This is a genomic window from Streptomyces olivoverticillatus (genome assembly GCF_014203555.1).
In the GTDB taxonomy this organism is placed as follows: domain Bacteria; phylum Actinomycetota; class Actinomycetes; order Streptomycetales; family Streptomycetaceae; genus Streptomyces; species Streptomyces olivoverticillatus.
In genome coordinates this window covers 303,671-327,976 of the sequence record NZ_JACHJH010000001.1, presented here as the reverse complement: position 1 = coordinate 327,976, position 24,306 = coordinate 303,671, and the positions used below count along the sequence as shown (strand labels likewise).

The 24,306-nt window shown below is 70.6% G+C and carries 26 protein-coding genes; 20 read left to right on the top strand and 6 right to left on the bottom strand.

What is annotated here, in order from left to right:
• Positions 1-35: 35 nt before the first annotated feature.
• From prfA to FHS39_RS01410, 16 genes are all read left to right on the top strand, one after another.
• Entirely contained in the window at positions 36-1,115 is a 1,080-nt protein-coding gene (gene prfA, locus FHS39_RS01485; protein WP_184345908.1) for a peptide chain release factor 1, read from the top strand.
• Between the two features lie 61 nt (positions 1,116-1,176).
• Positions 1,177-2,022 (top strand): peptide chain release factor N(5)-glutamine methyltransferase, encoded by an 846-nt coding sequence (gene prmC, locus FHS39_RS01480; protein ID WP_184345907.1) that lies wholly within the window; start codon positions 1,177-1,179, stop codon positions 2,020-2,022.
• Between the two features lie 53 nt (positions 2,023-2,075).
• Positions 2,076-2,723: an L-threonylcarbamoyladenylate synthase gene (locus FHS39_RS01475; protein ID WP_184345906.1), complete on the top strand. Its 648-nt coding sequence runs from the start codon at positions 2,076-2,078 to the stop codon at positions 2,721-2,723.
• Positions 2,720-3,373, top strand: a complete 654-nt coding sequence (locus tag FHS39_RS01470) for an arsenate reductase/protein-tyrosine-phosphatase family protein (protein ID WP_184345905.1) — start codon at positions 2,720-2,722, stop codon at positions 3,371-3,373. The genes FHS39_RS01475 and FHS39_RS01470 overlap by 4 nt, the downstream gene beginning before the upstream one ends.
• A 97-nt stretch (positions 3,374-3,470) precedes the next feature.
• Positions 3,471-4,805 carry a serine hydroxymethyltransferase gene (locus FHS39_RS01465; protein ID WP_184345904.1) on the top strand — a complete coding sequence of 445 codons (1,335 nt, stop codon included), beginning with the start codon at positions 3,471-3,473 and terminating at the stop codon, positions 4,803-4,805.
• Positions 4,806-4,917: 112 nt separating this feature from the next.
• Positions 4,918-6,234: an MraY family glycosyltransferase gene (locus FHS39_RS01460; protein ID WP_343069301.1), complete on the top strand. Its 1,317-nt coding sequence runs from the start codon at positions 4,918-4,920 to the stop codon at positions 6,232-6,234.
• A gap of 244 nt (positions 6,235-6,478) precedes the next feature.
• Positions 6,479-6,916: a Cg1360 family ATP-synthase-associated protein gene (locus tag FHS39_RS01455; protein ID WP_184345903.1), complete on the top strand. Its 438-nt coding sequence runs from the start codon at positions 6,479-6,481 to the stop codon at positions 6,914-6,916.
• 264 nt (positions 6,917-7,180) lie between these two features.
• Positions 7,181-7,993 (top strand): F0F1 ATP synthase subunit A, encoded by an 813-nt coding sequence (gene atpB, locus FHS39_RS01450; protein ID WP_343069300.1) that lies wholly within the window; start codon positions 7,181-7,183, stop codon positions 7,991-7,993.
• A 76-nt stretch (positions 7,994-8,069) separates the two neighbouring features.
• Positions 8,070-8,321 (top strand): ATP synthase F0 subunit C, encoded by a 252-nt coding sequence (gene atpE / locus FHS39_RS01445; protein ID WP_087926250.1) that lies wholly within the window; start codon positions 8,070-8,072, stop codon positions 8,319-8,321.
• A 41-nt stretch (positions 8,322-8,362) separates the two neighbouring features.
• A complete protein-coding gene (locus tag FHS39_RS01440) occupies positions 8,363-8,926 on the top strand; it encodes a F0F1 ATP synthase subunit B (RefSeq protein WP_425507722.1) in 564 nt (187 codons plus the stop codon).
• A complete protein-coding gene (locus FHS39_RS01435; RefSeq protein ID WP_184345901.1) occupies positions 8,923-9,738 on the top strand; it encodes a F0F1 ATP synthase subunit delta in 816 nt (271 codons plus the stop codon). Before FHS39_RS01440 ends, FHS39_RS01435 begins: the two co-directional genes overlap by 4 nt.
• A gap of 120 nt (positions 9,739-9,858) precedes the next feature.
• Positions 9,859-11,433, top strand: coding sequence for a F0F1 ATP synthase subunit alpha (gene atpA, locus FHS39_RS01430; RefSeq protein ID WP_184345900.1), 1,575 nt, complete (start codon positions 9,859-9,861; stop codon positions 11,431-11,433).
• Positions 11,434-11,435: 2 nt separating this feature from the next.
• Entirely contained in the window at positions 11,436-12,380 is a 945-nt protein-coding gene (locus tag FHS39_RS01425; protein ID WP_184345899.1) for a F0F1 ATP synthase subunit gamma, read from the top strand.
• Positions 12,381-13,823 (top strand): F0F1 ATP synthase subunit beta, encoded by a 1,443-nt coding sequence (atpD, locus tag FHS39_RS01420; protein ID WP_184345898.1) that lies wholly within the window; start codon positions 12,381-12,383, stop codon positions 13,821-13,823.
• A 113-nt stretch (positions 13,824-13,936) separates the two neighbouring features.
• A complete protein-coding gene (locus tag FHS39_RS01415; protein WP_184345897.1) occupies positions 13,937-14,311 on the top strand; it encodes a F0F1 ATP synthase subunit epsilon in 375 nt (124 codons plus the stop codon).
• A 118-nt stretch (positions 14,312-14,429) separates the two neighbouring features.
• The gene (locus tag FHS39_RS01410) at positions 14,430-14,879 is read left to right on the top strand and encodes a DUF2550 domain-containing protein (protein WP_184345896.1); all 450 of its coding nucleotides are present in this window, start codon (positions 14,430-14,432) and stop codon (positions 14,877-14,879) included.
• Positions 14,880-15,026: 147 nt separating this feature from the next.
• On the opposite strand, the gene FHS39_RS01405 is transcribed toward FHS39_RS01410, so the two are convergent.
• From FHS39_RS01405 to FHS39_RS01395, 3 genes are all read right to left on the bottom strand, one after another.
• On the bottom strand, positions 15,027-17,069 hold the full coding sequence (locus FHS39_RS01405; protein WP_184345895.1) for a glycoside hydrolase family 18 chitinase: 2,043 nt from the start codon (positions 17,067-17,069) through the stop codon (positions 15,027-15,029).
• Between the two features lie 109 nt (positions 17,070-17,178).
• On the bottom strand, positions 17,179-17,877 hold the full coding sequence (locus tag FHS39_RS01400) for a response regulator (protein ID WP_184345894.1): 699 nt from the start codon (positions 17,875-17,877) through the stop codon (positions 17,179-17,181).
• Entirely contained in the window at positions 17,874-19,058 is a 1,185-nt protein-coding gene (locus tag FHS39_RS01395; protein WP_184345893.1) for a sensor histidine kinase, read from the bottom strand. Before FHS39_RS01395 ends, FHS39_RS01400 begins: the two co-directional genes overlap by 4 nt.
• 148 nt (positions 19,059-19,206) lie before the next feature.
• Here FHS39_RS01395 and FHS39_RS01390 point away from each other — a divergent pair, with 148 nt between their 5' ends.
• Positions 19,207-19,746: a hypothetical protein gene (locus FHS39_RS01390; protein ID WP_184345892.1), complete on the top strand. Its 540-nt coding sequence runs from the start codon at positions 19,207-19,209 to the stop codon at positions 19,744-19,746.
• 4 nt (positions 19,747-19,750) lie between these two features.
• Here the strand turns inward: FHS39_RS01390 and FHS39_RS01385 are convergent, their stop codons facing one another.
• Genes FHS39_RS01385 through FHS39_RS01375 form a run of 3 tightly spaced genes read right to left on the bottom strand, consistent with a single transcriptional unit; the run spans position 19,751 to position 21,924 of the window.
• Complete coding sequence (locus FHS39_RS01385; protein WP_045932241.1) at positions 19,751-20,323, bottom strand: cob(I)yrinic acid a,c-diamide adenosyltransferase; 573 nt, start codon at positions 20,321-20,323, stop codon at positions 19,751-19,753.
• A gap of 44 nt (positions 20,324-20,367) precedes the next feature.
• Positions 20,368-21,123 carry an ABC transporter permease gene (locus tag FHS39_RS01380; protein WP_184345891.1) on the bottom strand — a complete coding sequence of 252 codons (756 nt, stop codon included), beginning with the start codon at positions 21,121-21,123 and terminating at the stop codon, positions 20,368-20,370.
• A gap of 12 nt (positions 21,124-21,135) precedes the next feature.
• A complete protein-coding gene (locus FHS39_RS01375) occupies positions 21,136-21,924 on the bottom strand; it encodes an ABC transporter ATP-binding protein (RefSeq protein ID WP_184345890.1) in 789 nt (262 codons plus the stop codon).
• 79 nt (positions 21,925-22,003) lie between these two features.
• Here FHS39_RS01375 and FHS39_RS01370 point away from each other — a divergent pair, with 79 nt between their 5' ends.
• The 3 genes from FHS39_RS01370 (at position 22,004) to FHS39_RS01360 (ending at position 24,176) form a co-directional block, all read left to right on the top strand.
• Entirely contained in the window at positions 22,004-22,630 is a 627-nt protein-coding gene (locus FHS39_RS01370; RefSeq protein ID WP_184345889.1) for a TetR/AcrR family transcriptional regulator, read from the top strand.
• A gap of 199 nt (positions 22,631-22,829) precedes the next feature.
• Complete coding sequence (locus FHS39_RS01365; RefSeq protein ID WP_045932244.1) at positions 22,830-23,678, top strand: 3-hydroxyacyl-CoA dehydrogenase family protein; 849 nt, start codon at positions 22,830-22,832, stop codon at positions 23,676-23,678.
• Between the two features lie 141 nt (positions 23,679-23,819).
• The gene (locus tag FHS39_RS01360; RefSeq protein WP_184345888.1) at positions 23,820-24,176 is read left to right on the top strand and encodes an STAS domain-containing protein; all 357 of its coding nucleotides are present in this window, start codon (positions 23,820-23,822) and stop codon (positions 24,174-24,176) included.
• The last annotated feature ends 130 nt before the right edge of the window (positions 24,177-24,306 follow it).

Sequence of the window (24,306 nt, the reverse complement as noted above, 5' to 3'; positions counted from 1 at the left end):
CAGCAGGCCCGTCACACTTCCACTGAGGAAACCCCATGTTCGAGGCAGTCGAGGAACTGATCGGCGAGCACGCCGACCTCGAGAAGCGGCTCGCCGACCCCGCCGTGCACGCGGACCAGGCCAACGCCCGCAAGCTCAACAAGCGCTACGCCGAGCTGACCCCGATCGTCGGTACCTACCGCTCCTGGAAGCAGACGGGGGACGACATCGGCACCGCGCGCGAGCTCGCCGCGGACGACCCCGACTTCGCCGCCGAGGTCAAGGAGCTGGAGAAGCAGCGCGAGGAGCTCACCGAGCGCCTGCGCCTGCTGCTCGTGCCCCGCGACCCCAGCGACGACAAGGACGTCATCCTGGAGGTCAAGGCGGGCGCGGGCGGCGACGAGTCGGCGCTCTTCGCCGGCGACCTGCTGCGCATGTACCTGCGCTACGCCGAGCGCGTGGGCTGGAAGACCGAGATCATCGACGCCACCGAGTCCGAGCTCGGCGGCTACAAGGACGTCCAGGTCGCGGTCAAGACCAAGGGCGGCAACGGCGCCACCGAGCCCGGTCAGGGCGTCTGGGCCCGGCTGAAGTACGAGGGCGGCGTCCACCGCGTCCAGCGCGTGCCCGCCACCGAGTCCCAGGGCCGGATCCACACCTCCGCCGCCGGCGTGCTCGTCACGCCCGAGGCCGAGGAGATCGAGGTCGAGATCAACCCCAACGACCTGCGCATCGACGTCTACCGCTCCTCCGGCCCCGGCGGCCAGTCGGTGAACACCACCGACTCCGCGGTGCGCATCACGCACCTGCCCACCGGTGTCGTCGCCTCCTGCCAGAACGAGAAGAGCCAGCTCCAGAACAAGGAGCAGGCCCTGCGCATCCTGCGCTCGCGGCTGCTGGCCGCGGCCCAGGAGGAGGCGGAGAAGAACGCCGCGGACGCCCGCCGCAGCCAGGTCCGCACGGTGGACCGCTCGGAGAAGATCCGCACCTATAACTTCCCGGAAAACCGCATTTCGGACCACCGGGTCGGCTTCAAGGCGTACAACTTGGACCAGGTGCTCGACGGAGAGCTCGACCCGGTGATCCAGGCGTGCGTCGACGCCGACTCCGCCGCCAAGCTCGCCGCCGCGCAGTAGCCGCCGACCGGCGGCCGCACCGCGGCAACACCTTGCAGGAACGGAACGTGGAGGAAGCCCAGTGAACCTGCTGCTCGCCGAGGTGGCACAAGCCACCCAGCGGCTGGCCGACGCCGGCGTGCCTTCCCCGCGCTTCGACGCGGAGGAGCTCGCCGCCTTCGTGCACGGCGTCAAGCGGGGGGAGCTGCACACCGTCGCCGACGCCGACTTCGACGCCCGCTACTGGGAGGCCGTCGCCCGGCGCGAGGCCCGCGAACCGCTCCAGCACATCACCGGCCGCGCCTTCTTCCGCTACCTGGAGCTCCAGGTCGGACCCGGCGTCTTCGTGCCCCGCCCCGAGACCGAGTCGGTCGTCGGCTGGGCCATAGACGCCGTGCGCGCCATGGACGTCGTCGAACCCCTCATCGTCGATCTGTGCACCGGCTCCGGCGCCATCGCCCTCGCCCTCGCCCAGGAGGTGCCGCGCTCGCGCGTGCACGCCGTCGAGCTGGACGAGAGCGCCCTGGGCTGGGCCCGCAAGAACGTCGAGGGCTCCCGCGTCCAGCTGCACCACGGCAACGCCCTGACCGCGCTCCCCGAGCTCGACGGCCAGGTCGACCTGGTGATCTCCAACCCGCCGTACATCCCGCTGACCGAGTGGGAGTACGTCGCCCCCGAGGCCCGCGACCACGACCCCGAGCTCGCGCTCTTCTCCGGCGAGGACGGCCTCGACACCATCCGCGGCCTGGAGCGCACCGCCCACCGGCTGCTGCGCCCCGGCGGCGTCGTCGTCATCGAGCACGCCGACACCCAGGGCGGCCAGGTGCCGTGGATCTTCACCGAGGAGCGGGGCTGGGCCGACGCGGCCGACCACCCTGACCTGAACAACCGCCCCCGCTTCGCCACCGCGCGAAAGGCGACGCCGTGACCGCGGCACCCCAGACAACTGCCCTGTTTGCCCCGTACGAGGAGGTCCGTTAGATGGCACGGCGTTACGACTGCAGCGACGCGACCGACCGCAAGACCGGTCTGCGCGAAGCAGCCGCCGCGGTTCGCCGCGGCGAGCTGGTCGTGCTGCCCACCGACACCGTGTACGGCATCGGGGCGGACGCCTTCAGCCGGGAGGCCGTCGGCGACCTCCTGCAGGCCAAGGGCCGCGGCCGGGGCATGCCCTCGCCCGTCCTCGTCGGCTCCCCGAACACCCTGCACGGCCTCGTCACCGATTTCTCCGAGCAGGCCTGGGAGCTCGTCGATGCCTTCTGGCCCGGCGCGCTCACCCTCGTCGCCAACCACCAGCCGTCGCTGACCTGGGACCTGGGCGAGACCCGCGGCACCGTCGCGGTGCGGATGCCCCTGCACCCCGTCGCCATCGAGCTGCTCACCGAGTTCGGCCCCATGGCCGTCTCCAGCGCCAACCTCACCGGCCACCCGGCCCCGCAGAGCTGCGACGCCGCCCAGGAGATGCTCGGCGACTCCGTCTCCGTCTACCTCGACGGCGGCCCCACCCCGGCCGACGTGCCGTCATCCATCGTGGACGTCACCGGCAAGGTGCCCGTCCTGCTGCGCGCCGGCGCCATCAGCGCCGAGCAGCTCCGCGAGGTGGTACCCGATCTCGAGGTGGCCAATTGATCGCCCCACAGGGGCGTGGCATAGCGGGACCGGACGACCATACGGACACATTCCGCATCCTCCACGTCAGCACCGGCAACGTCTGCCGCTCGCCCATCACCGAGCGGCTGACCTTGCACGCCCTCACCCACCGGCTCGGCGACCCCATGGCGGGCGGCCTGGTGGTGGAGAGCGCCGGCACCTGGGGTCACGAGGGCGCGCCCATGGAGGCCCACGCCGCCACCGTCCTGGCCGACCTCGGCGCCGACCCGCACGGCTTCATCGGCCGTGAGCTCCTCGACGAGCACGTCATCCGCGCCGATCTCGTCCTGACCGCCACCCGCGACCACCGCGCCCAGGTCATCTCCATGGGCCACTCCGCGGGCCTGCGCACCTTCACCCTCAAGGAGTTCACCCGGCTGGTGCGCGCCATAGACCCCGCGACCCTGCCCGACCCCGAGCAGGCCGGCGGCGTCGTCGAGCGCGCCCGCGCCCTGGTCCAGGCCGCCGCCGCCCTGCGCGGCTGGCTGCTGGCGCCCAACGCGGAGGCCGACGAGGTCCACGACCCCTACGGCGCCCCGATCACCTTCTTCCGCTCCATCGGCGAGGAGATCAACCTGGCCCTCGACCCGGTCGTCACCGCCCTCACCGGAGTCCCGGCCCGGGCCTGAGCCCCGGCCGGGCACGCGCCGCACCGGGCGCCCGCCCCGCCGCGGGCCTACATTGGGTGCAGAGCCCATCGCACCCGCCCACAGCTCGGAGCCGGCGATGTCTGTCACCCCCGCGCCCACCCGGGGCGCCAGCACGGCCACGGAGCGCACCCCCCGGGTGACGGCCGGCGCAGCCGCTCACCCCGGGCCCCACCCAGGCTGGGAGTCCGGCTTCGGCGAGCTGCTGCACCGGGACCCCGAGATCGCCGGCCTCCTCCTCGGCGAAGCCGACCGGCAGTCCGCCGGCCTCCAGCTCATCGCCGCCGAGAACTTCACCTCGCCCGCCGTCCTCGCCGCCCTCGGCTCCCCGCTGGCCAACAAGTACGCCGAGGGCTACCCCGGCGCCCGCCACCACGGCGGCTGCGAACTCGTCGACCTCGCCGAACGCATCGCCGTGGACCGCGCCAAGGCCCTCTTCGGCGCCGAGCACGCCAACGTCCAGCCGCACTCCGGCTCGGCCGCCGTGCTGGCCGCCTACGCCGCCCTGCTGCGCCCCGGCGACCCGGTGCTCGCCATGGCCCTGCGCCAGGGCGGGCACCTCACGCATGGCTCCGCGGCCAACATCTCGGGCCGCTGGTACGACTTCACCGGCTACGGCGTCGACGCCCGGACCGGGCTCGTGGACTACGCGCAGGTGCGCGCCCTGGCCCGCGCCCACCGGCCGCGGGCCATCGTGTGCGGCTCGATCTCCTACCCCCGGCACATCGACTACGCCCGCTTCCGCGAGATCGCCGACGAGGTGGGCGCCTATCTGATCGTGGACGCCGCGCACCCCATCGGCCTGGTCGCCGGGGGAGCGGCGCCGAACCCGGTGCCGTACGCCGACGTGGTGTGCGCCACCACGCACAAGGTGCTGCGCGGACCGCGCGGCGGGCTGATCCTGTGCAGGGTGCGCCTGGCGGAGCGGATCGACCGGGCGGTCTACCCCCTCACCCAGGGCGGGGCGCAGATGCACACCATCGCGGCGAAGGCGGTCGCCTTCGGCGAGGCCGCCACCGTCGCCTTCACCGCCTACGCCCATCAGGTCGTCGCCAACGGCAGGGCGCTGGCCGCGGGGCTGGCCGCGGAGGGGCTGGATCTGGCCACTGGGGGCACCGACACCCACCTGATCACCGCGGACGTCGCACCGCTGGGCCTGGACGCCCTCACGGCCCGTGCCCGGCTCGCGGCGGCCCGGGTGGTCCTGGACACCTGCGGACTCGCCCACGCGCCCGTACGCGGCCTGCGGCTGGGCACCGCGGCCGTCACCACCCAGGGCATGGGGGAGGCCGAGATGACCCGCATCGCGGAGCTCCTGGGCACCGCGCTGCGCGGGGGCGACACCGGTCACATGGCCCGTGCCGGGGTGGCCGAACTGGCGGGGAGGTTCCCGCCGTATCCCGCCCACATGTGATCATTTGCAACCGGCGGGATGGCAGGGGCGTCTCTGCGTGCATTCACCGATCGGGGGCGGACGCGAATATGGTGTGGGGCTGTGATGTCCAGCGAGATCCCTGGGGCAGCCCGTGCGTGAATACCTCCTGACGTTGTGCGTCACCGCGGCGGTCACCTATCTGCTGACGGGGCCGGTGCGGAAGTTCGCCATCGCGGCCGGCGCCATGCCGGAGATCCGCGCGCGCGACGTGCACCGGGAGCCGACGCCACGGCTGGGCGGCATCGCGATGTTCGGCGGCCTGTGCGCGGGCCTGCTGGTGGCCGCGCACCTGTCGAACCTCAAGCACGTCTTCGAGCTGTCCAACGAGCCGCGCGCGCTGCTGTCGGGCGCCGGGCTGATCTGGCTGCTGGGCGTGCTGGACGACAAGTGGGGCGTGGACGCCCTGGTCAAGCTGGGCGGGCAGATGATCGCCGCCGGTGTGATGGTGCTGCAGGGTCTGACGATCCTGTTCATCCCGGTGCCGGGCGTGGGCACGGTCTCGCTGACGCCGATGCAGGGCACGCTGCTGACCGTCGCCCTGATCGTCATCACCATCAACGCGGTGAACTTCGTCGACGGCCTCGACGGCCTGGCGGCGGGCATGGTGTGCATCGCGGCCGCGGCGTTCTTCCTCTACGCCTACCGGATGTGGTTCGGGCACGGCCTGGAGGCGGCCGCTCCGGCGACGCTCTTCGCGGCCGTGCTGATGGGCATGTGCCTGGGCTTCCTGCCGCACAACATGCACCCGGCCCGGATCTTCATGGGCGACTCCGGCTCGATGCTCATCGGCCTGGTGCTGGCCGCCGGCGCGATCTCCATCACCGGCCAGGTCGACCCGGACGCGCTCGCGCTGTGGGCCGGTTCGGAGCGGGCCGCGGTGCACGCCACGGTGCCGGTGTACATCCCGCTGCTGCTGCCGCTGACGGTGATCGCCGTGCCGGTCGCGGACCTGCTGCTGGCGGTGGTGCGGCGCACCTGGCAGGGGCAGTCGCCGTTCGCCGCCGACCGCGGGCACCTGCACCACCGGCTGCTGGAGATCGGGCACTCGCACAGCCGGGCGGTGCTCATCATGTACTTCTGGTCGGCGCTGATCGCCTTCGGCGCGGTGGCCTACTCGGTGAACTCGGCCAGCATGTGGATCCTGCTGCTGGTCGTGGTGCTCAGCGCGGTCGGCCTGGTGCTGCTGCTGATGCCGCGCTTCACCCCGCGCGCGCCGCGGTGGGCGGAGCGCTTCGTTCCGCCGCGCTACCGGCGCAAGGCCGTCCGCGAGGTCCCGGCGGCGGTGCAGCCGTCCGCCGAGGACGGGGAGGAGCGGCGCGAGCCCGTGCCGGCGGGGCTGCACGGGGCGACCGTCATCGGCGACCGTTCGCGCTTCGCCCAGGGACGCAAGACAGTCGGAAACCGGTGACTATTAGCAGGGAACGGCAGGCCCGTCAGCTCGCTGACCAGCGCCTTGACCCTTGCGTGTGACATGCGCCACGCAATGTAGGTAAAGACCTCATCAAATAGTTTGTGATACCGTTCACGAAACCCGGAGTTAGAGCCGAAGGACCGTAAGTGCGGCGGTCCTTCGTCACGAGCCCTGCCTCGGCCCGGGGATACGCTCGTCCACGACGAATCGTTGCTTCCGACCTTCGCCGGAGAAACCCTTCATGCAGTCCAACGACGCCCGAACACTTCTGCAGTGCGCCGTCCCGACCGCCGTTGCCGGCGTCGTCGCCGTCGCTGCGGGCTTCGCGCTCGCCGGGGGCAAGGGTGCGATCGGTGCCGCCGTCGGCACCGTCGTCGCCGGCGGAGTCATGGCGCTGGGGCTCTACGTCCTCCAGCGCACAGCCAAGTCGTTTCCGCACCTGTTCCAGGCCATGGGCCTGGTGCTCTATGTGACGCAGTTCCTGATCTCCGCCGTCGTTCTCGCGGTCTTCCGGGACACGTCGCTCTTCAACACCCGCGCCTTCGCGTTTTCGCTGCTCGCCGCGGTGCTCGTGTGGACCGCCGCGCAGACGCGCGCCCATCTCAAGGCCAAGATTCTTTATGTGGATCCGGACGCCGCCGAGGCCGGGAAGTCCACGCCTGCCGGATCCACGACGTGACCGGTAGGGCCGGGATAAATGCTCGCGTGCTCACCTGCTATCGTCCGGTGCCATCTGAGGCACAGTGGGCGCAGGCGGCTGAACTCCCGAGTTTCCCGGGACGGAATCGGCGGTCCATGCAGCTGATGCCAGTTACGCCGACCGGTTTCGAGCCGGTCACCTGCCCCCCCATCCGCAAGACCAGTCCAGTGCCGTTCCGCGGCTGTGCGCCGCGCCGACACAACGAGGTTGCCGTACCCATGCGCCACGCTGAAGGAGCTCGCGGTGAGTGCTGACCAGACGCTGCTCGCCTTCGAGACCGATTGCCACATCTTCGATGGGTGCGGCTTCCCGGCTCCAGGCCTTCACTCGTTCCTGTTTGAGCCGATCTTCAGCATTGGCGGTATCGACTTCAACAAGCCGATGCTGCTGGCCGTGCTGACCACGGTCATCGTCATCGGTTTCTTCTGGGCGGCATTCGGCAAGGCCAAGGTTGTCCCCGGCAAGCTGCAGATGGTGGGCGAGGCGGGCTACGACTTCGTGCGCCGCGGCATCGTCTACGAGGCGCTCGGCAAGAAGGAGGGCGAGAAGTACGTCCCCTTCATGGTCTCGCTGTTCTTCTTCGTCTGGATCATGAACCTCTGGTCGATCATCCCGGTCGCCCAGTTCCCGGTCACGTCGATCATCGCCTTCCCGGCGGCGCTCGCCCTGATCGTCTACGTCCTGTGGATGTTCCTGACGTTCAAGAAGCACGGCTTCGTCGGCGCCCTGAAGAACATCACCGGCTACGACAAGTCGCTCGGCGGCGTTCTCCCGCTGGCCGTGACCCTGGAGTTCTTCTCGAACGTGCTGGTGCGGCCGTTCACCCACGCCGTCCGGCTCTTCGCCAACATGTTCGCCGGCCACCTGCTGATCCTGATGTTCACCATCGCCAGCTGGTACCTCCTGAACGGCATCGGCATCGCCTACGCCGGCGTCTCGTTCGTGATGACCATCGTGATGACGGCCTTCGAGCTCTTCATCCAGGCCGTCCAGGCGTACGTCTTCGTCCTGCTGGCCACCAACTACGTCCAGGGCGCGCTCGCCGAGCACCACTGAGCACCTCGCCTGCCCAGTCCAACAATCGTCCGGTGGCCAACCCCCACCGGTCCGTGAAAGAGAAGGAAGAACGAGCATGTCTGCTGCTCTCCAGACCATCGCCGCTGGTGTCGAGATCAAGGGCAACCTGGGCTCGATCGGCTACGGCCTCGCCGCGATCGGCCCCGGCGTCGGCGTCGGCATCGTCTTCGGTAACGGCACCCAGGCGCTGGCCCGTCAGCCCGAGGCCGCCGGCCTGATCCGCGCCAACCAGATCCTCGGCTTCGCCTTCTGTGAGGCGCTCGCCCTGATCGGTCTGGTCATGCCGTTCGTCTACCCGTCTGCCTGATCGCAGCCTGACGACCACTTTTTTCGACGAAAGGCACTGATGTGTACGGCCTGAATTTGGCGTCTGGAGGGGAAATGGAAAACCCCCTCCTCCCGCCGATCCCAGAGCTCGTCATCGGTCTGGTCGCCTTCCTCATCGTCTTCATCTTCCTGGGCAAGAAGCTCCTTCCGAACATCAACAAGGTTCTGAACGAGCGCCGGGCGGCCATCGAAGGCGGCATGGAGAAGGCCGCAGCCGCGCAGACCGAGGCCCAGCAGGTGCTCGAGGACTACCGGGCGCAGCTTGCGGACGCCCGCCACGAGGCCGCGCGTCTGCGTCAGGAGGCGCAGGAGCAGGGCGTCGCGCTGATCGCCGAGATGCGGTCCGAGGGTCAGCGGCAGCGTGAGGAGATCATCGCTGCCGGCCACGCCCAGATCGAGGCCGACCGCAAGGTCGCCGCGGCCGCGCTCCGCCAGGACGTGGGCAAGCTCGCCATCGACCTGGCCGGCCGGGTCGTCGGCGAGTCCCTCGCGGACTCCGGCCGGCAGAGCCGCAGCATCGACCGCTTCCTCGACGCGCTCGAGGTCAAGTCGGCCGACGTGACGAAGGCCGAGGCGAACCGATGAGCGGAGCGAGCCGGGAGGCCCTGGCCTCCGCACGAGAGAGCCTCGACGCGCTCGCGGACAACACGTCCGTGGACGCGGCCAAGCTCGCCGAGGAGCTCGCCTCCGTCACCGCGCTGCTCGACCGCGAGGTGTCGCTGCGTCGGGTCCTCACCGACCCGGCGCAGCCCGGCGAGGCCAAGGCCGAGCTGGCCCGGCGCCTGCTGGGCGGGCAGGTCGGCGGCGAGTGCACCGACCTGGTCGCGGGCATGGTCCGCTCCCGCTGGTCGAGCTCGCGCGACCTGGTGGACGCCATGGAGGAGCTGGCCGCCGGTGCCGACCTGATCGCCGCCGAGCGCGCCGGTGATCTGGACGACGTCGAGGACGAGCTGTTCCGCTTCGGCCGGATCGTCGCCTCCAACCCGCAGCTGCGTGCCGCGCTGGCCGACAAGGTCGCCGACAAGGCGGCCAAGTCGGGTCTGCTCCGCGAGCTGCTGGGCGGGCGGGCCAACCCGGTCACCGAGCGTCTGGTCGTCCGCCTGGTGACCGCGCCGCGTGGCCGTAGCCTGGACGGTGGGCTGAACACCCTCTCCAAGCTGGCCGCCGACCGCCGGGACCGCATGGTCGCGGAGGTCACCTCCGCGGTGCCGCTGAGCGACGAGCAGAAGCAGCGCCTCGGCGAGGCGCTCGGCAAGCTGTACGGACGGCGCGTCCACCTCAACCTGGACATCGACCCCGAGATCCTCGGTGGTGTCCAGGTGCGGATCGGCGACGAGGTCATCAACGGCACCATCGCGGACCGGCTCGCCGAGGCGGAACGTCGGATGGCCGGCTGACCAGCCACCAACTCAAGAGCATGTACTGACGGCCCGAGTTGGGCCGACGGTGTCCTCTGGGGGACAGTCCCCAGACCCCCAGAATTACTTCGGGCCCAACAAGGAGAGCAGGGAACCCAGATGGCGGAGCTCACGATCCGGCCGGAGGAGATCCGGGACGCACTGGAGAACTTTGTCCAGGCGTACAAGCCGGACGCGGCCTCGCGCGAGGAGGTCGGTACGGTCAGCGTTGCCGGCGACGGCATCGCGAAGGTCGAGGGTCTTCCCTCGGCCATGGCGAACGAGCTGCTGCGGTTCGAGGACGGAACCCTCGGTCTCGCCCTCAACCTCGAGGAGCGCGAGATCGGTGCGGTCGTCCTCGGCGAGTTCAGCGGCATCGAGGAGGGCCAGCCGGTGCAGCGCACCGGTGAGGTGCTCTCCGTCGCGGTCGGCGAGGGCTACCTCGGCCGCGTCGTCGACCCGCTGGGCAACCCGATCGACGGCCTCGGCGAGATCACTGGCATCGAGGGCCGCCGCGCCCTCGAGCTGCAGGCCCCCGGCGTCATGGTCCGCAAGTCGGTCCACGAGCCGATGGAGACCGGCTACAAGGCCGTCGACGCCATGACCCCGGTCGGCCGTGGCCAGCGTCAGCTGGTCATCGGCGACCGCCAGACCGGCAAGACCGCGCTGGCCGTCGACACGATCATCAACCAGCGCGACAACTGGCGCTCCGGCGACCCGAAGAAGCAGGTCCGCTGCATCTACGTCGCCATCGGCCAGAAGGGCTCCACCATCGCGTCCGTGCGCGGTGCGCTGGAGGAGGCCGGCGCCCTGGAGTACACGACGATCGTCGCGGCTCCCGCGTCCGACCCGGCCGGCTTCAAGTACCTGGCGCCGTACACCGGCTCGGCCATCGGCCAGCACTGGATGTACCAGGGCAAGCACGTCCTGATCGTCTTCGACGACCTGTCGAAGCAGGCCGACGCCTACCGTGCCGTCTCGCTGCTGCTGCGCCGCCCGCCGGGCCGTGAGGCCTACCCGGGTGACGTCTTCTACCTGCACTCGCGTCTGCTGGAGCGCTGCGCCAAGCTCTCCGACGAGATGGGCGCCGGCTCGATGACCGGTCTGCCGATCGTCGAGACCAAGGCGAACGACGTGTCGGCGTTCATCCCGACCAACGTCATCTCCATCACCGACGGCCAGTGCTTCCTGGAGTCGGACCTCTTCAACGCCGGTCAGCGCCCCGCGCTGAACGTCGGTATCTCGGTCTCCCGTGTCGGTGGCTCCGCCCAGCACAAGGCCATGAAGCAGGTCTCCGGCCGCCTCCGTGTGGACCTCGCCCAGTACCGCGAGCTGGAGGCGTTCGCCGCCTTCGGTTCCGACCTGGACGCGGCCTCCAAGGCCTCGCTGGAGCGCGGCAAGCGCATGGTCGAGCTGCTGAAGCAGACGCAGTACGCCCCGTACTCCACCGAGGACCAGGTCGTCTCCATCTGGGCCGGCACCACCGGCAAGATGGACGACGTTCCGGTCGAGGACATCCGCCGCTTCGAGCGCGAGCTGCTGGACTACCTGCACCGCGAGCACAAGGGCCTGATGACCAGCATCGTCGAGGGCGGCAAGATGTCCGATGACACGCTGCAGGCCCTGGGCGACGCGATCGCGTCCTTCAAGCAGCAGTTCGAGACCTCGGACGGCAAGCTGCTGGGCGAGGGCTGAGCATGGGTGCCCAGCTCCGGGTCTACAAGCGACGGATCAAGTCCGTCACTGCGACCAAGAAGATCACCAAGGCGATGGAGATGATCGCCGCCTCGCGCATCGTCAAGGCACAGCGCCAGGTGGCCGCGTCCACTCCGTACGCCAGTGAGCTCACCCGGGCAGTGACCGCGGTTGCCACCGGCTCCACCACCAAGCACCCGCTGACCACCGAGGCCGAAAGCCCGGTGCGGGCCGCGGTTCTGCTCGTCACGAGCGACCGCGGCCTGGCGGGCGGCTACTCCTCCAACGCCATCAAGGCGGCGGACAAGCTCACCGCGCAGCTGCGCGCGGAGGGCAAGGAGGTCGTCCACTACATCGTCGGCCGCAAGGGTGTGGCGTACTACGGCTTCCGGGAGCGTCCGGTCGCCGACTCGTGGACCGGCTTCACCGACAGCCCGGTGTACGCCGACGCCAAGAAGGTGGCGGGCCCGCTGATCGAGGCCGTCCTCCGGGACACGGCCGAGGGCGGCGTGGACGAGCTGCACATCGTCTTCACCGAGTTCGTGTCGATGATGACGCAGACCCCGGTCGAGAAGCGGCTGCTGCCGCTCAGCCTCGAGGCGACGGCCGAGGCCGATACCTCAGCGGCTGACGCCGCGGTGTCCGCGGTCAAGGACAAGATCCTGCCGCTGTTCGACTTCGAGCCGTCGGCGGAGGGCGTGCTCGACGCGCTGCTGCCGCGGTACGTCGAGTCCCGGATCTACAACGCTCTGCTGCAGGCCGCCGCTTCCGAGCACGCGGCCCGCCGCCGGGCGATGAAGTCGGCGACCGACAACGCCGAAGAGCTCATCAAGTCGCTCACGCGACTTGCCAATGCGGCCCGACAGGCCGACATCACCCAGGAAATCAGCGAGATCGTCGGTGGCGCCAGCGCCCTGGCCGACGCGACCGCGGGGAGTGACCGATAAATGACCACCACTGTTGAGACGGCCGCCGCCACGGGCCGCGTCGCCCGGGTGATCGGCCCGGTCGTCGACGTGGAGTTCCCCGTCGACGCGATGCCGGAGATCTACAACGCGCTGACCGTCGAGGTCTCCGACCCGGCCGAGGCCGGCAAGAAGAAGATCCTGACGCTTGAGGTCGCGCAGCACCTGGGCGAGGGCCTGGTCCGCGCGATCGCGATGGAGCCCACCGACGGCCTGGTCCGCCAGGCCGCGGTGACCGACACCGGCGACGGCATCACCGTCCCCGTCGGCGACGTCACCAAGGGCCGGGTGTTCAACACCCTGGGCAAGATCCTGAACGACCCCGAGGCCGAGTCCGAGGTCACCGAGCGCTGGTCCATCCACCGCAAGGCCCCGGCGTTCGACCAGCTCGAGTCGAAGACCGAGATGTTCGAGACGGGTCTGAAGGTCGTCGACCTGCTGACCCCGTACGTCAAGGGCGGCAAGATCGGTCTGTTCGGTGGTGCCGGTGTCGGCAAGACCGTGCTGATCCAGGAAATGATCATGCGTGTGGCGAAGCTGCACGAGGGCGTTTCCGTCTTCGCCGGCGTCGGTGAGCGCACCCGTGAGGGCAACGACCTCATCCACGAGATGGCGGACTCCGGCGTTCTGGACAAGACCGCGCTGGTCTTCGGCCAGATGGACGAGCCCCCGGGCACCCGTCTGCGCGTGGCCCTGGCCGGTCTGACCATGGCGGAGTACTTCCGCGATGTGCAGAAGCAGGACGTGCTGTTCTTCATCGACAACATCTTCCGCTTCACCCAGGCCGGTTCCGAGGTCTCGACCCTGCTCGGCCGCATGCCGTCCGCGGTGGGTTACCAGCCGAACCTCGCCGACGAGATGGGCCTCCTCCAGGAGCGCATCACCTCGACCCGTGGTCACTCGATCACCTCGATGCAGGCGATCTACGTCCCCGCGGACGACCTGACCGACCCGGCCCCGGCGACGACCTTCGCCCACCTGGACGCCACGACCGTTCTGTCGCGTCCGATCTCGGAGAAGGGCATCTACCCGGCGGTCGACCCGCTGGACTCGACGTCCCGCATCCTGGACCCGCGCTACGTCGCGCAGGACCACTACGACACCGCCATGCGGGTCCGTGGAATCCTGCAGAAGTACAAGGACCTCCAGGACATCATCGCGATCCTCGGCATCGACGAGCTCGGCGAAGAGGACAAGCTGGTCGTCCACCGCGCCCGCCGCATCGAGCGCTTCCTGTCGCAGAACACCCACGCCGCGAAGCAGTTCACCGGTGTCGACGGCTCCGACGTGCCGCTGGACGAGTCCATCGTCGCGTTCAACGCCATCGCCGACGGTGAGTTCGACCACTTCCCGGAGCAGGCGTTCTTCATGTGCGGTGGCCTGGAGGACCTCAAGGCCAACGCCAAGGAGCTGGGCGTCTCCTGAGCCTCGTGCTCGTGTGACCGGGGGCGGGGCACTCCCGCCCCCGGTCCGTACGTCCCCTATTCTTTGACCCATCACCCGTCGGACCCGGCGGGTGTCAGACCCGAGGAGCCACGTTGGCTGCTGAGCTGCACGTCGAGCTGGTCGCGGCGGACCGAAGCGTCTGGTCCGGCGAGGCCAACCTGGTCATCGCGCGCACCACATCGGGTGACATCGGCGTCATGCCCGGCCACCAGCCGCTGCTCGGTGTGCTGGAGTCCGGCCCGGTCACCATCCGTACCGCTGAGGGCACCGTCGTCGCCGCGGTGCACGGCGGATTCATCTCCTTCGCGGACGACCAGCTCTCGCTGGTCGCCGAGGTCGCCGAGCTGGCCGACGAGATCGACGTCAAGCGTGCGGAGCGGGCGCTCGAGCGCGCCAAGTCGGAAGCCGACGCGGCCGCCGAGCGCCGCGCGGACGTCCGTCTGAGGGCGGTCACGGGCGTTCACTAGCCCGGCCCGCTTTCGAGAACGACCCTCAGCCGCGGACCGCCTGGAACAAACCAGGGCGGTCCGCGGCTGAGGCAATGCAGGTGCGGTTGCTCTAGATGATGCGAGGAGGTCGGTGGAGATGGTCCTCGCTCTGCTCGTGAGCGGCATCGTCGTTCTGCTGGTGCTGATGGGGCTCTTCGTCTTCGGGCTGCGCAGGCGGCTCATCCAGCGGTCCGGCGGCACGTTCGACTGCAGCCTGCGCTGGAACATCCCCGAGGACGACCCCGAACCGGCCGGCAAGGGCTGGATCTACGGCGTCGCCCGCTACAACGGTGACCGGATCGAGTGGTTCCGGGTCTTCTCGTACGCACCGCGCCCGCGCCGGGTGCTCGAGCGCGACTCCATCGAGGTCCTCCAGCGCCGCACCCCCGAGGGCGAGGAGGAGCTGGCCCTGCTCTCCGACGCCATCGTCCTGGTCTGTCTGCACCGTGGCACACGCCTGGAGCTCGCCATGAGCGAGGACGCCCTGACAGGCTTCCTGGCCTGGCTGGAGGCGGCGCCGCCGGGGCAACGGGTGAACGTGGCGTAGGCCGCCTTCCGGGCGCGGCGCCTTTCCCACCCACCCGTTACCCGGGGGTGCAGGGGGCGAAGCCCCCGCCCGGGGTCCGGGGCGGAGCCCCGGTGAGGGCCTTCGGGGGCGAGGCCCCCGAAGAAACGGGAAGGGGCGGGTCTGGGGCTAACTCAGCCCGCTGTCGACGGCAGTCATGAGCGTGCCGCTGTCGCCCGACATCTCCCAGATCATCACGCCCAGCAGCTTCTTCGACTTGAGCCAGGCAGTCTTCTTGCCGATCGACCACGCATCGTCGAACGTCCACCACTGCCCGCCCGCACCCGTATAGCCGTACGCCGCCACCGCCTGCTCATCGTGGTACACGGTCAGCCCCGGCACCGACGCGAGCAGATTGTCGTAGCCGCGCGTGCCCGACTCCTCCGGGAACTGGCCCGGCGCCGCGCCGCCCGCCGATTGCCACACACCGTGCTCGCCCCCGTCCGCGACCTGCTGCCAGCCGCGCCCGTAGAAGGCCAGCCCCAGCGCCAGCTGATGCGGATCGACGCCCGCGTCGAGATAGGTCTGCACGGTCTTCTCGACGCTGAACCTGGTGGCGTACGGATCCTTGGCGTCCTGGTAGAGGTTGCCCTGGTGGCCGGTGCGGTTGGGCTCCCAGCTGTTGTCGCTGCCGGAGCCGTGGAAGTCGTAGCCCTGGACGTTGGCGAAGTCCATGTAGTCGAAGACGCTGGGCGTGCCGTCCTTGGTGGTGATGTCCCAGCCCGCGTCGATCTTGGCCGGGTCGGCCGGGGTGAAGGCGGTGAGCAGGTACTTCTTTCCGGTGCTCTGGCCCAGCGCGTCCAGCTGCCGGCGGAACTCGGCGAAGAGCAGGGTGTTGTTCGCCTTGTCGTCCTTGGAGACGTGATTGCCGGCGTGGCCGTCGGAGCCGGGCCACTCCCAGTCGATGTCGAAGCCGTCGAAGACCCCGGCCGCCGTCCCGGCGCCGCCGCGTCCGTTGCTCACCGGCAGATCGCCCTTGATGTACAGGTCGATGCAGGACTGGACGAACTTCTTGCGGGAGGCGTCGGTCCTGGCGACGTCGGAGAAGTACTTGCTGTAGGTCCAGCCGCCCACCGAGATGTTGATCTTGAGGTTGGGGTACTTGGCCTTGAGCTTCTTCAGCTGGTTGAAGTTGCCCGCCAGTGGCTGGTCCCAGGTGTCGCCCACGCCGTCGACGGACTCGCCCGCGGCGAAGCCCTTCTCGTAGTCCGCCCAGGAGTCGCCGGCCCCGTCGCCCTGGCTGGGGTCCTGGGGGTTGGGGGTGGTGGCCTTGGTGACGCCGTTGAGACAGGTGAGGTTGTTCGGGTCGATGTTGGAGAAGGCGTAGTTGAGGTGGGTGAGCTTGGCCGCGGCGCCCGTGGAGTCGAGTGACTTGACGGTGTAGCCGCGTCCGTAGATGCCCCACTGCACGAAGTAGCCGACCTTCGCGTAGCCGTCCGTGGGCGGCTGTCCGCCGCCGCCGGTGGTCTTCACGGTCAGCGGGGGGCTCGCCGGGCCGGTCTGGTCCGCGCTGTCGCGGGCGACGACCGTGTATGTGTACGAGGTGCCCGGGGTGAGGCCGGTGTCGGTGTAGGCGAGCTTGACGACCGTGGCGACCTTGGCGCCGCCCCGGTAGACGTCGTAGTTCTTGACGCCCTTGTCGTCGGTGGCGGCGGCCCACTTGAGCCCGACGGACGTGTCGCCCACGGCCGTGGTCTGCGGGGTGCCCGGGGCGGAGGGCGGCTGGTCGCCGGGGGCGGAGCCGCCGTCGCAGCTGCCGCCGCCCAGCTTGCAGCCGGCCGGGTCGCCGTCGCCCGCGGCGACGAAGCCGAAGGTGACGGCCGCGCCGGGGGCGATGGTGCCGTTGAACTCCCGGTTCTTGGCGGTGTAGTGACCGCCGGAGGAGGTGACGAGCGCGTCCCAGTAGGAGCCGACGGTCGTGGTGGCGGGGAAGTCCCACTCGACGGTCCAGCCGTTGACGGCGGTGGTGCCGGTGTTCTTCACCGTCCACTCGCCCTGGAAGCCGGTCCCCCAGTCGGAGGTCTTGGCGAAGGTCGCCGTCGCCGAGGGCGCGGCGTGGGCCGGGGCCGCCAGGCCGATGAGAGCGGCGGCCGGGAGTACGAGCGCGGCCAGGGCCGCGACGGTTCTTCCGGCGATGGTGCGCCTGGTGCGTCCTAACGTTCCTGTGCTCAAGGGTTTTCTCCTCGAGTGAGGTCGCAGTGGGTGGGGGGTGCGCGGATGTGGGGTCCACGGGTGTGGGGGGTGGACTGTGAGGGGAGCGTAAGAAGGTCCGTACCAACGGTCAAGAGGTCTGGACCAGACCCAATTCCTGTGCCAGTACGGCCGCTTGCACCCTGCTGCGCAGCGTCAGCTTTGCCAGCAACCGGCTGACGTGGGTCTTCACCGTCGCCTCCGCCATGTGCAGCCGCCCGGCGATCTCCGCGTTCGACAGCCCTTCGCCCAGGCAGCCCAGCACCTCGCGCTCCCGCCGGGTGAGCGACTCCAGCGCCTCGGCGCCGGGCCCACCCGGGGTGCGTACGGGCGCGGGGCGGGCGAATTCGGCGATCAGGCGCCGGGTGACGGCCGGGGCGATCAGGCCCTCGCCGCGCGCCACTGTTCGTACGGCCGTGACCAGGTCCGCCGCCTCGCTGTCCTTGAGCAGGAACCCGGCGGCGCCCGCGCGCAGTGCCCCGAAGACGTATTCGTCCAGGTCGAAGGTGGTCAGCACCAGCACGTCGGCGAGGTGCTCGGCGGTGATCCGGGCGGTCGCCGAGACCCCGTCCAGGCGCGGCATCTGCACGTCCATCAGCACCACGTCCGGCCGCAGTTCGCGGGCCAGCCGGACGGCCTCCTCGCCGTCGGCGGCCTCCGCGACGACCTCGATGCCGGGGGCCGAGCGCAGGATGAGGACGAGCCCCGAGCGCACGGCGGCCTGGTCCTCGGCGACGACGACCCGGACGGGCCCTGCCGCGCCGCGGTCCGCGTCCGGGGCGTCCGTCATGGTGATTCCTCCTCGTCCACGGGCAGTTCGGCCCGTACTTCCCAGCATGCGGCGTCCGTCGGCCCCGTCGCCAGCTGCCCGCCGAGCAGGGCCACGCGCTCCCGCATGCCGACAAGCCCGGCGCCGGCGCCCGGCGCCCGCGCCGCCGGGATGTCGCCCAGCGGGCTGGTGACCTTGACGGTCAGCGGCCCGGGGGCCGTGAGTTCGACCGTCACCAGGCCGGGGGCCGCGTGTTTGACGGCGTTGGTGAGGGCTTCCTGGACGATGCGGTAGGCGGCCAGTTCGACCGGTTTGGGCAGTGGCGGCGCGGGCGGGCGCCCGTCGCGCAGTTCAAATGCGAGCCCGCTGTCGCGGCCCGCTGCCCGCGCCTGGTCCAGCAGGACGTCCAGAGCCGCGAGCGTCGGGGCGACGGCGGGTCCGGCGCAGCCGTCCTCCCGGCGCAACAGGTCGATGAGACGGCGCATTTCGGTCAGCCCCTGGACGCTGTTCTCCCGGATGACGGCCAGTGCCTCGCGGGACGCCTCGCTCTCGTCGATCGACAGCGCCGCCGTGGAGTGGATGGCGATGGCCGACAGGTGCCCGGCCACCATGTCGTGCAGCTCGCGCGCCATCCGGGCGCGCTCCGCGCCCACCGCCTCGCGCCGGTCCAGCTCGGCCATCAGGGCCGTCCGCTCGGCGGCCAGCAGGGCGGCCTGGGCGGCGTCGCGGTGCACCCGCACCCCCACGCCGGTCCAGGCGGGGACGATGAGGACGAACCCCAGCGCGATGCCCACCAGCAGCGCGGACGGCTCCCGCAGCAGCGCCACGGCCAGCAGCGTCCCCAGCACGGTGACCAGTTCGGTGGCGCGCGGGATGCGGCGGTAGGCGGTGTGCGGGCCGTACAGCACGGCCGCGTAGACGAGGTCGGTGAACATGCCGACGTTGGCGACGAGGCTGCCCGCGCAGACGTCCAGCGCGAGCGCGGCCGTGCCGATGGCCAGCCCCGCGAGCGGGGCGCTGCGGCGCAGCAGTTCGGCGCCGGCCATGGCGGTCAGCGCCGTCAGGGCGAGCCACTGCGGCACCGGTGCGGCCGGCCGGCTCTGCAGGCCCAGCGCGTACAGCAGCGCGCCGCCGAGCAGCCCGGCAAGGGCGGCGAGCACCGCGGCCCGGTCGGGCCTGCGGGGGAGGAGTCGGACCGGCATGGCTCCATCACAGCACGTGGGAAGGGGTGCGGACGTCCTTCGCCGGTGGCCTCCGAGTACATCGAAGGATGCAGTCCCACCTCGTCGCGCACGACGAGGCGCGGGCGCGGGCGGGCGGCGAGGCTGGGGGAGAGGGAGAGGAGAGACCGTGATCGTCACGCTGATCGTCGCCTGCGAGGTGGGCTTCTGGGCGGTGCTGGCCGCCGGGCTGAGCCTGCGCTATCTGGCGCGGATGCCGCGGGCGGGGGTGGCGGTGCTGCTGCTGGAGCCCCTGCTGGAGCTGGTGCTGCTGGTCGCCACCGCCGTCGACTTGAAGAACGGCGCCACCGCGGACTGGAAGCACGGCCTGGCGGCGGTCTACATCGGGTACTCGGTGGGCCTCGGCCACTCCACGATCACCTGGGTCGACCAGCGCTTCGCCCACCGCTTCGCGGGCGGCCCGCCGCCGGTGAAGCCGCCCAAGTACGGTGCGGAGCGCACCGTGCACGAGTGGAAGACGGCGGGCCGCTGGATCCTCGCGGCGGTCGTCGCGCTCGGCCTGCTGCAGGTGGCGGCCTGGTACGTGGGCGGCTCGGGCGACACCAGCTCGCTGCGGGCCTGGCAGACGAAGATGCTGCTGGTGATCGGCATCAACCTGGCCATCGCGGTGAGCTACACGATCTGGCCGAAGCAGCAGAAGTCCACCTAGGGGCTCAACGGTTCTCGCCGGGCACCCACAGCACGTCGCCGACCTCCTGATTGGCCGCTCGCGCCAGAATGAACAGCAGGTCGGACAGCCGGTTCAGATAGGTCGCCGTCAGCGGGTTCATGATGTCGCCGTGCATCTCCAGCGCCGCCCACGTCGAGCGTTCCGCGCGGCGGACCACCGTGCACGCCTGGTGCAGCAGCGCCGCACCCGGTGTGCCCCCGGGCAGGATGAAGCTTCGCAGCTTCTCCAGCGGTTCGAGGAAGTGGTCGCAGTCCGCCTCCAGCTTGTCGATGTAGGACTGCTCGACGCGCAGCGGCGGGTACTTCGGCTCCTCGACCACCGGCGTGGCCAGGTCGGCGCCCACGTCGAAGAGGTCGTTCTGGACTCGTACGAGCACCTTGACGATCTCCGCGGGCAGCTGCCCCAGCGCGATGGCCACCCCGATCGCGGCGTTGGCCTCGTTCGCGTCGGCGTACGCCGCGATGCGGGTGTCGGTCTTCACGGTGCGGCTCATGTCGCCGAGGGCGGTGGTGCCGTCATCGCCGGTGCGGGTGTAAATGCGCGTCAGGTTGACCATGGGTACGAGCCTAGCCAGTCGCGGCTCCCCGTACCCGGGAAGGATCAGCCGGCCGAGTGCCGGAAGCGGTGTGCGCCCGTCGCGAGGGAGACGCCCAGCAGGGCCGCGGCCGCCAGCGTGCCGTACAGCAGCGCGGGCGACCCGTAGTCGCCGGCGAAGGCGGCCCGGACCGCGTCCACCAGGTAGCGCAGGGGCATGAAGTGCGACAGCGCGTCCAGCCAGGCCGGGGCGAGGGACATGGGCAGCAGGAGGCCGGACAGCAGCATCGCCGGCATGTTGACCGCGTTGACGACCGGGGCGAACGCCTGGGGGACGGCGGCCTTCATGGCGAGCGTGTAGGAGAGCGAGGCCAGCGACAGGGCCAGCACGGCGGTGAACGCGAAGCCGATGAGGATGCCGGGCAGCGGCGCCCGGAGCCCCATGGCGAACGCCACGAGCACGAGCAGCACCGACTGCACGGTGAGCAGCGCGGCGTCCCGCAGCACGCGGCCCAGCAGCAGGGCGACCCGGCTGACGGGAGTGACCCGCATCCGCTCGACGATGCCGTGCTGCTTGTCGATGATGAGGCCGAGGCCGGCGAAGGACGCGCCGAAGAGCGCGAGTTGCAGCAGCAGGCCGGGGACCAGGACCTGCCAGGAGTTCCCGGCGCTGCCGAGGCGCATGTCGGTCAGCAGCGGGCCGTACAGGACGAGGTAGAGCGCGGGCATCAGCGCGCCGAAGGACATGGCGGCCTTCGAGCGCAGGCTCTGGCGGGCGTAGCGGCCGAAGACCAGGGCGGTGTCGGAGAGCAGGGTGCGCACGGTTACGGGCTCCTAGACGGCGACGGGGACGGTGTCCTGCGGGGCCGGGCGGCGCCCGGTGATGGCCAGGAACGCGTCCTGGAGGGCGGCGTCGGGCGAGCCCGCGTGGCGGGTCTTGAGCTCGGCCGGCGTCCCTTCGGCCACGACCGTGCCGCGGTCGACGACGACCAGCCGGCCGGCGAGCGCGTCGGCCTCGTCGAGGTAGTGGGTGGTGAGGAAGACGGTCGTGCGCCACCGGTCGCGGATGCGGCGTACGAGGTCCCACAGATCGGCGCGGCTGCCGGGGTCGAGGCCGGTGGTCGGCTCGTCGAGGAAGAGCACCGCGGGCCGGTGCGTGAGGGCCATGGCGATGTCGAGCCGCCGTCGCTGCCCGCCGGAGAGCGCCGCGCAGCGCCGGTCGAGCAGCTCGGTCAGGCCGAGCTCGTGGGCCAGTTCGTCCGCGCGCTCCTGGGCCCGCTTCGCGGGCAGCCGGTAGAGCCGCCCCTGGGTGACGAGCTCCTCGCGCACCGAGACCGTGGGGTCGACGCCGCCGGACTGGGCGACGTAACCGATGTGCCGCCGCACGCCCTCGGGGTCGCGGACGAGGTCGCACCCGGCGACGGTCGCCGTGCCGCCGGTGGGCGCGAGGAGGGTGGTGAGCATGCGCAGCGTGGTCGTCTTGCCCGCTCCGTTCGGGCCGAGGAAACCGAGGATCTCGCCGCTCCGCACGCTCAAGTCGATGCCGCGCACGGCATCGACGGGGCCGCGCGGGGACGCGAAGGTCCGGGCCAGCCCGGACGTGGAGATGCTGATGCTGTCCATGCCGCAAGAAAAGCAGAGTCATTGAAAGTTTGCAATGACTCCAAGTTTTCAGCGGCCCCAGCGAAGCTACGATGGGGGCATGGCGGAAGGGCTCAGGGAGCGCAAGAAACGGCAGACCAGGCAGCACATCTCGGATGTCGCGACCGGCCTGTTCCTGGAGCGCGGCTTCGACGCGGTCACGATCGCGGAGGTCGCGGCGGCGGCGGAGGTCTCCGTCAACACCGTCTACAACTACTTCCCGGCGAAGGAAGACCTCTTCCTCGACCGCGAGGACGACGCCATCGGCTGGCTCGCGTCGGTGGTCCGCGGCCGTCCGCCGGGCGAGCCGGCCGCCGCCGCCGTGCTGCGCGCCCTGCGCGCCGAGATCGTGGCCGTCTCGCCGCGCCTCGGGCTCATCGACGGCTACGACCGCTTCATGCGCGTCATCGACGAGTCGCAGGCCCTGCGCTCCCGCGTGCTGGACCTGCGCCGCCGCTCGGCGCAGGCGCTGACCGCCGTCCTCGTGGGGGAGAGCGGCGAGGACGGGCCGCTGCCGGGGCTGGTGGCCAGTCAGCTCGGCTGGGTGCAGGCGCACGTCGTGGAGTTCGTCCAGCACGAGCTGGTGGCGGGCCGCACGGCGGCCGAGACCTCGCGCGCGGCGCTCGGCCTGCTGGACGAGATCGAGGGCCTGCTGAGCGAGAAGGTGCTGGCGTACGCCCCCGCCTAGCGCGCGACCCATGTGACTTATGAGGCCCAAGTGTCTCAACTGCGCCATGGTGCACAGGCTGTGGCCGTCTCAGTGTGATGTCCGTCAAATGGGACGTGACGCGCATCTCTTACCGCCCAACGGCGCGCCCGTGAACGCTAAGGTCCGGGCCGAGAGCCGTATATGAACAGGCATGGGCACAGGGAGTAAGGGGACAGCAGTGGCCAAGAAGCTCGCCGTCATCGGGGCCGGACTGATGGGCTCCGGAATTGCGCAGGTCTCTGCTCAGGCCGGGTGGGACGTCGTGCTGCGGGACGTGACGGACGCCGCGCTCGCGCGGGGGACGGACGGCATCAAGGCCTCGTACGACAAGTTCGTCTCCAAGGGCAAGCTGGAGGCCGCCGCGGCCGAGCAGGCGCTGGCGCGGATCACCACCACCACCGACCTGGACGCGGCCGCCGACGCCGACATCGTCGTCGAGGCGGTCTTCGAGGACATCGACACCAAGCGGGACATCTTCCGCACCCTGGACGCCCTGGTGAAGGACGAGACGGTCCTGGCGTCCAACACCTCCGCCATCCCGATCACCAAGATCGCGGCGGCGACGCGGCGCCCCGAGCGGGTCGTCGGCGCGCACTTCTTCTCGCCGGTGCCGATGATGCAGCTGTGCGAGCTGGTGCGCGGCCACAAGACCAGCGACGAAACGCTCGCCGCCGCCCGGGAATTCGCCGAGGGCGTCGGCAAGACCTGCATCGTCGTCAACCGTGACGTGGCCGGATTTGTCACCACCCGGCTGATTTCGGCGCTCGTCGTCGAGGCGGCCAAGCTCTACGAGTCCGGCGTGGCCAGCGCCGAGGACATCGACATCGCCTGCAAGCTGGGCTTCGGGCACGCCATGGGCCCGCTGGCCACCGCCGACCTGACGGGCGTGGACATCCTGATGCACGCCACGCAGAACATCTACACCGAGTGCCAGGACGAGAAGTTCGCCCCGCCGGAGCTGATGCGCCGGATGGTGGACGCGGGCGACCTCGGCCGCAAGAGCGGTCAGGGCTTCTACCAGCACTGACGAGCCGACAGCTACCAAGTTCACCCGCCAGGGTGAACTTGGTATCGGTTCGCTTACAGGCGGCAACTTTGTGGTGTGAGAGGCAGTCAGTTCTTTAGAGCAGAGCCACATCCACATCAGGCATCACTCCCGGGAGCGCATATGCACATCAGGGGCGACCACGCCGAACTGGTCGTCGGGGGACGCCTCGACGTCCGCAGCGCGGCGGACGCCCGTACGGTGCTGCACTCCGCCCTCGACGCGGGCCGGGGCGACCTCGTCCTCGACCTCACCGAGCTCGACTCCTGGGACGCCACCGGGCTCGGCGTCATCATGGGCGCCCACCGCCGCGCCGGGCGCACCGGCCGCCGGCTCGTCCTGCGCGGGGTGCCCGACCGGATGCAGCGCCTGCTCGTCGCCACCCGGCTGCACCGCATCCTCGCCATCGAAGGCACCCTCGGCGAGGGCCTCGAGGACGGCGTCCCGGCGGCCCCCTCCCAGCCCCTGCCCCGCGTCTGACGCCCCCTGAGGCCAGCGCGCCGGGCGGTTGCGGTGAGCCCCCTGCGACGCAAGTACCCCGATCCTCATGAGACTGTGACGTCCCATGGCGCCGTGGCACCCTCCGGGTCGTAGATACTGTGCCAAGGTC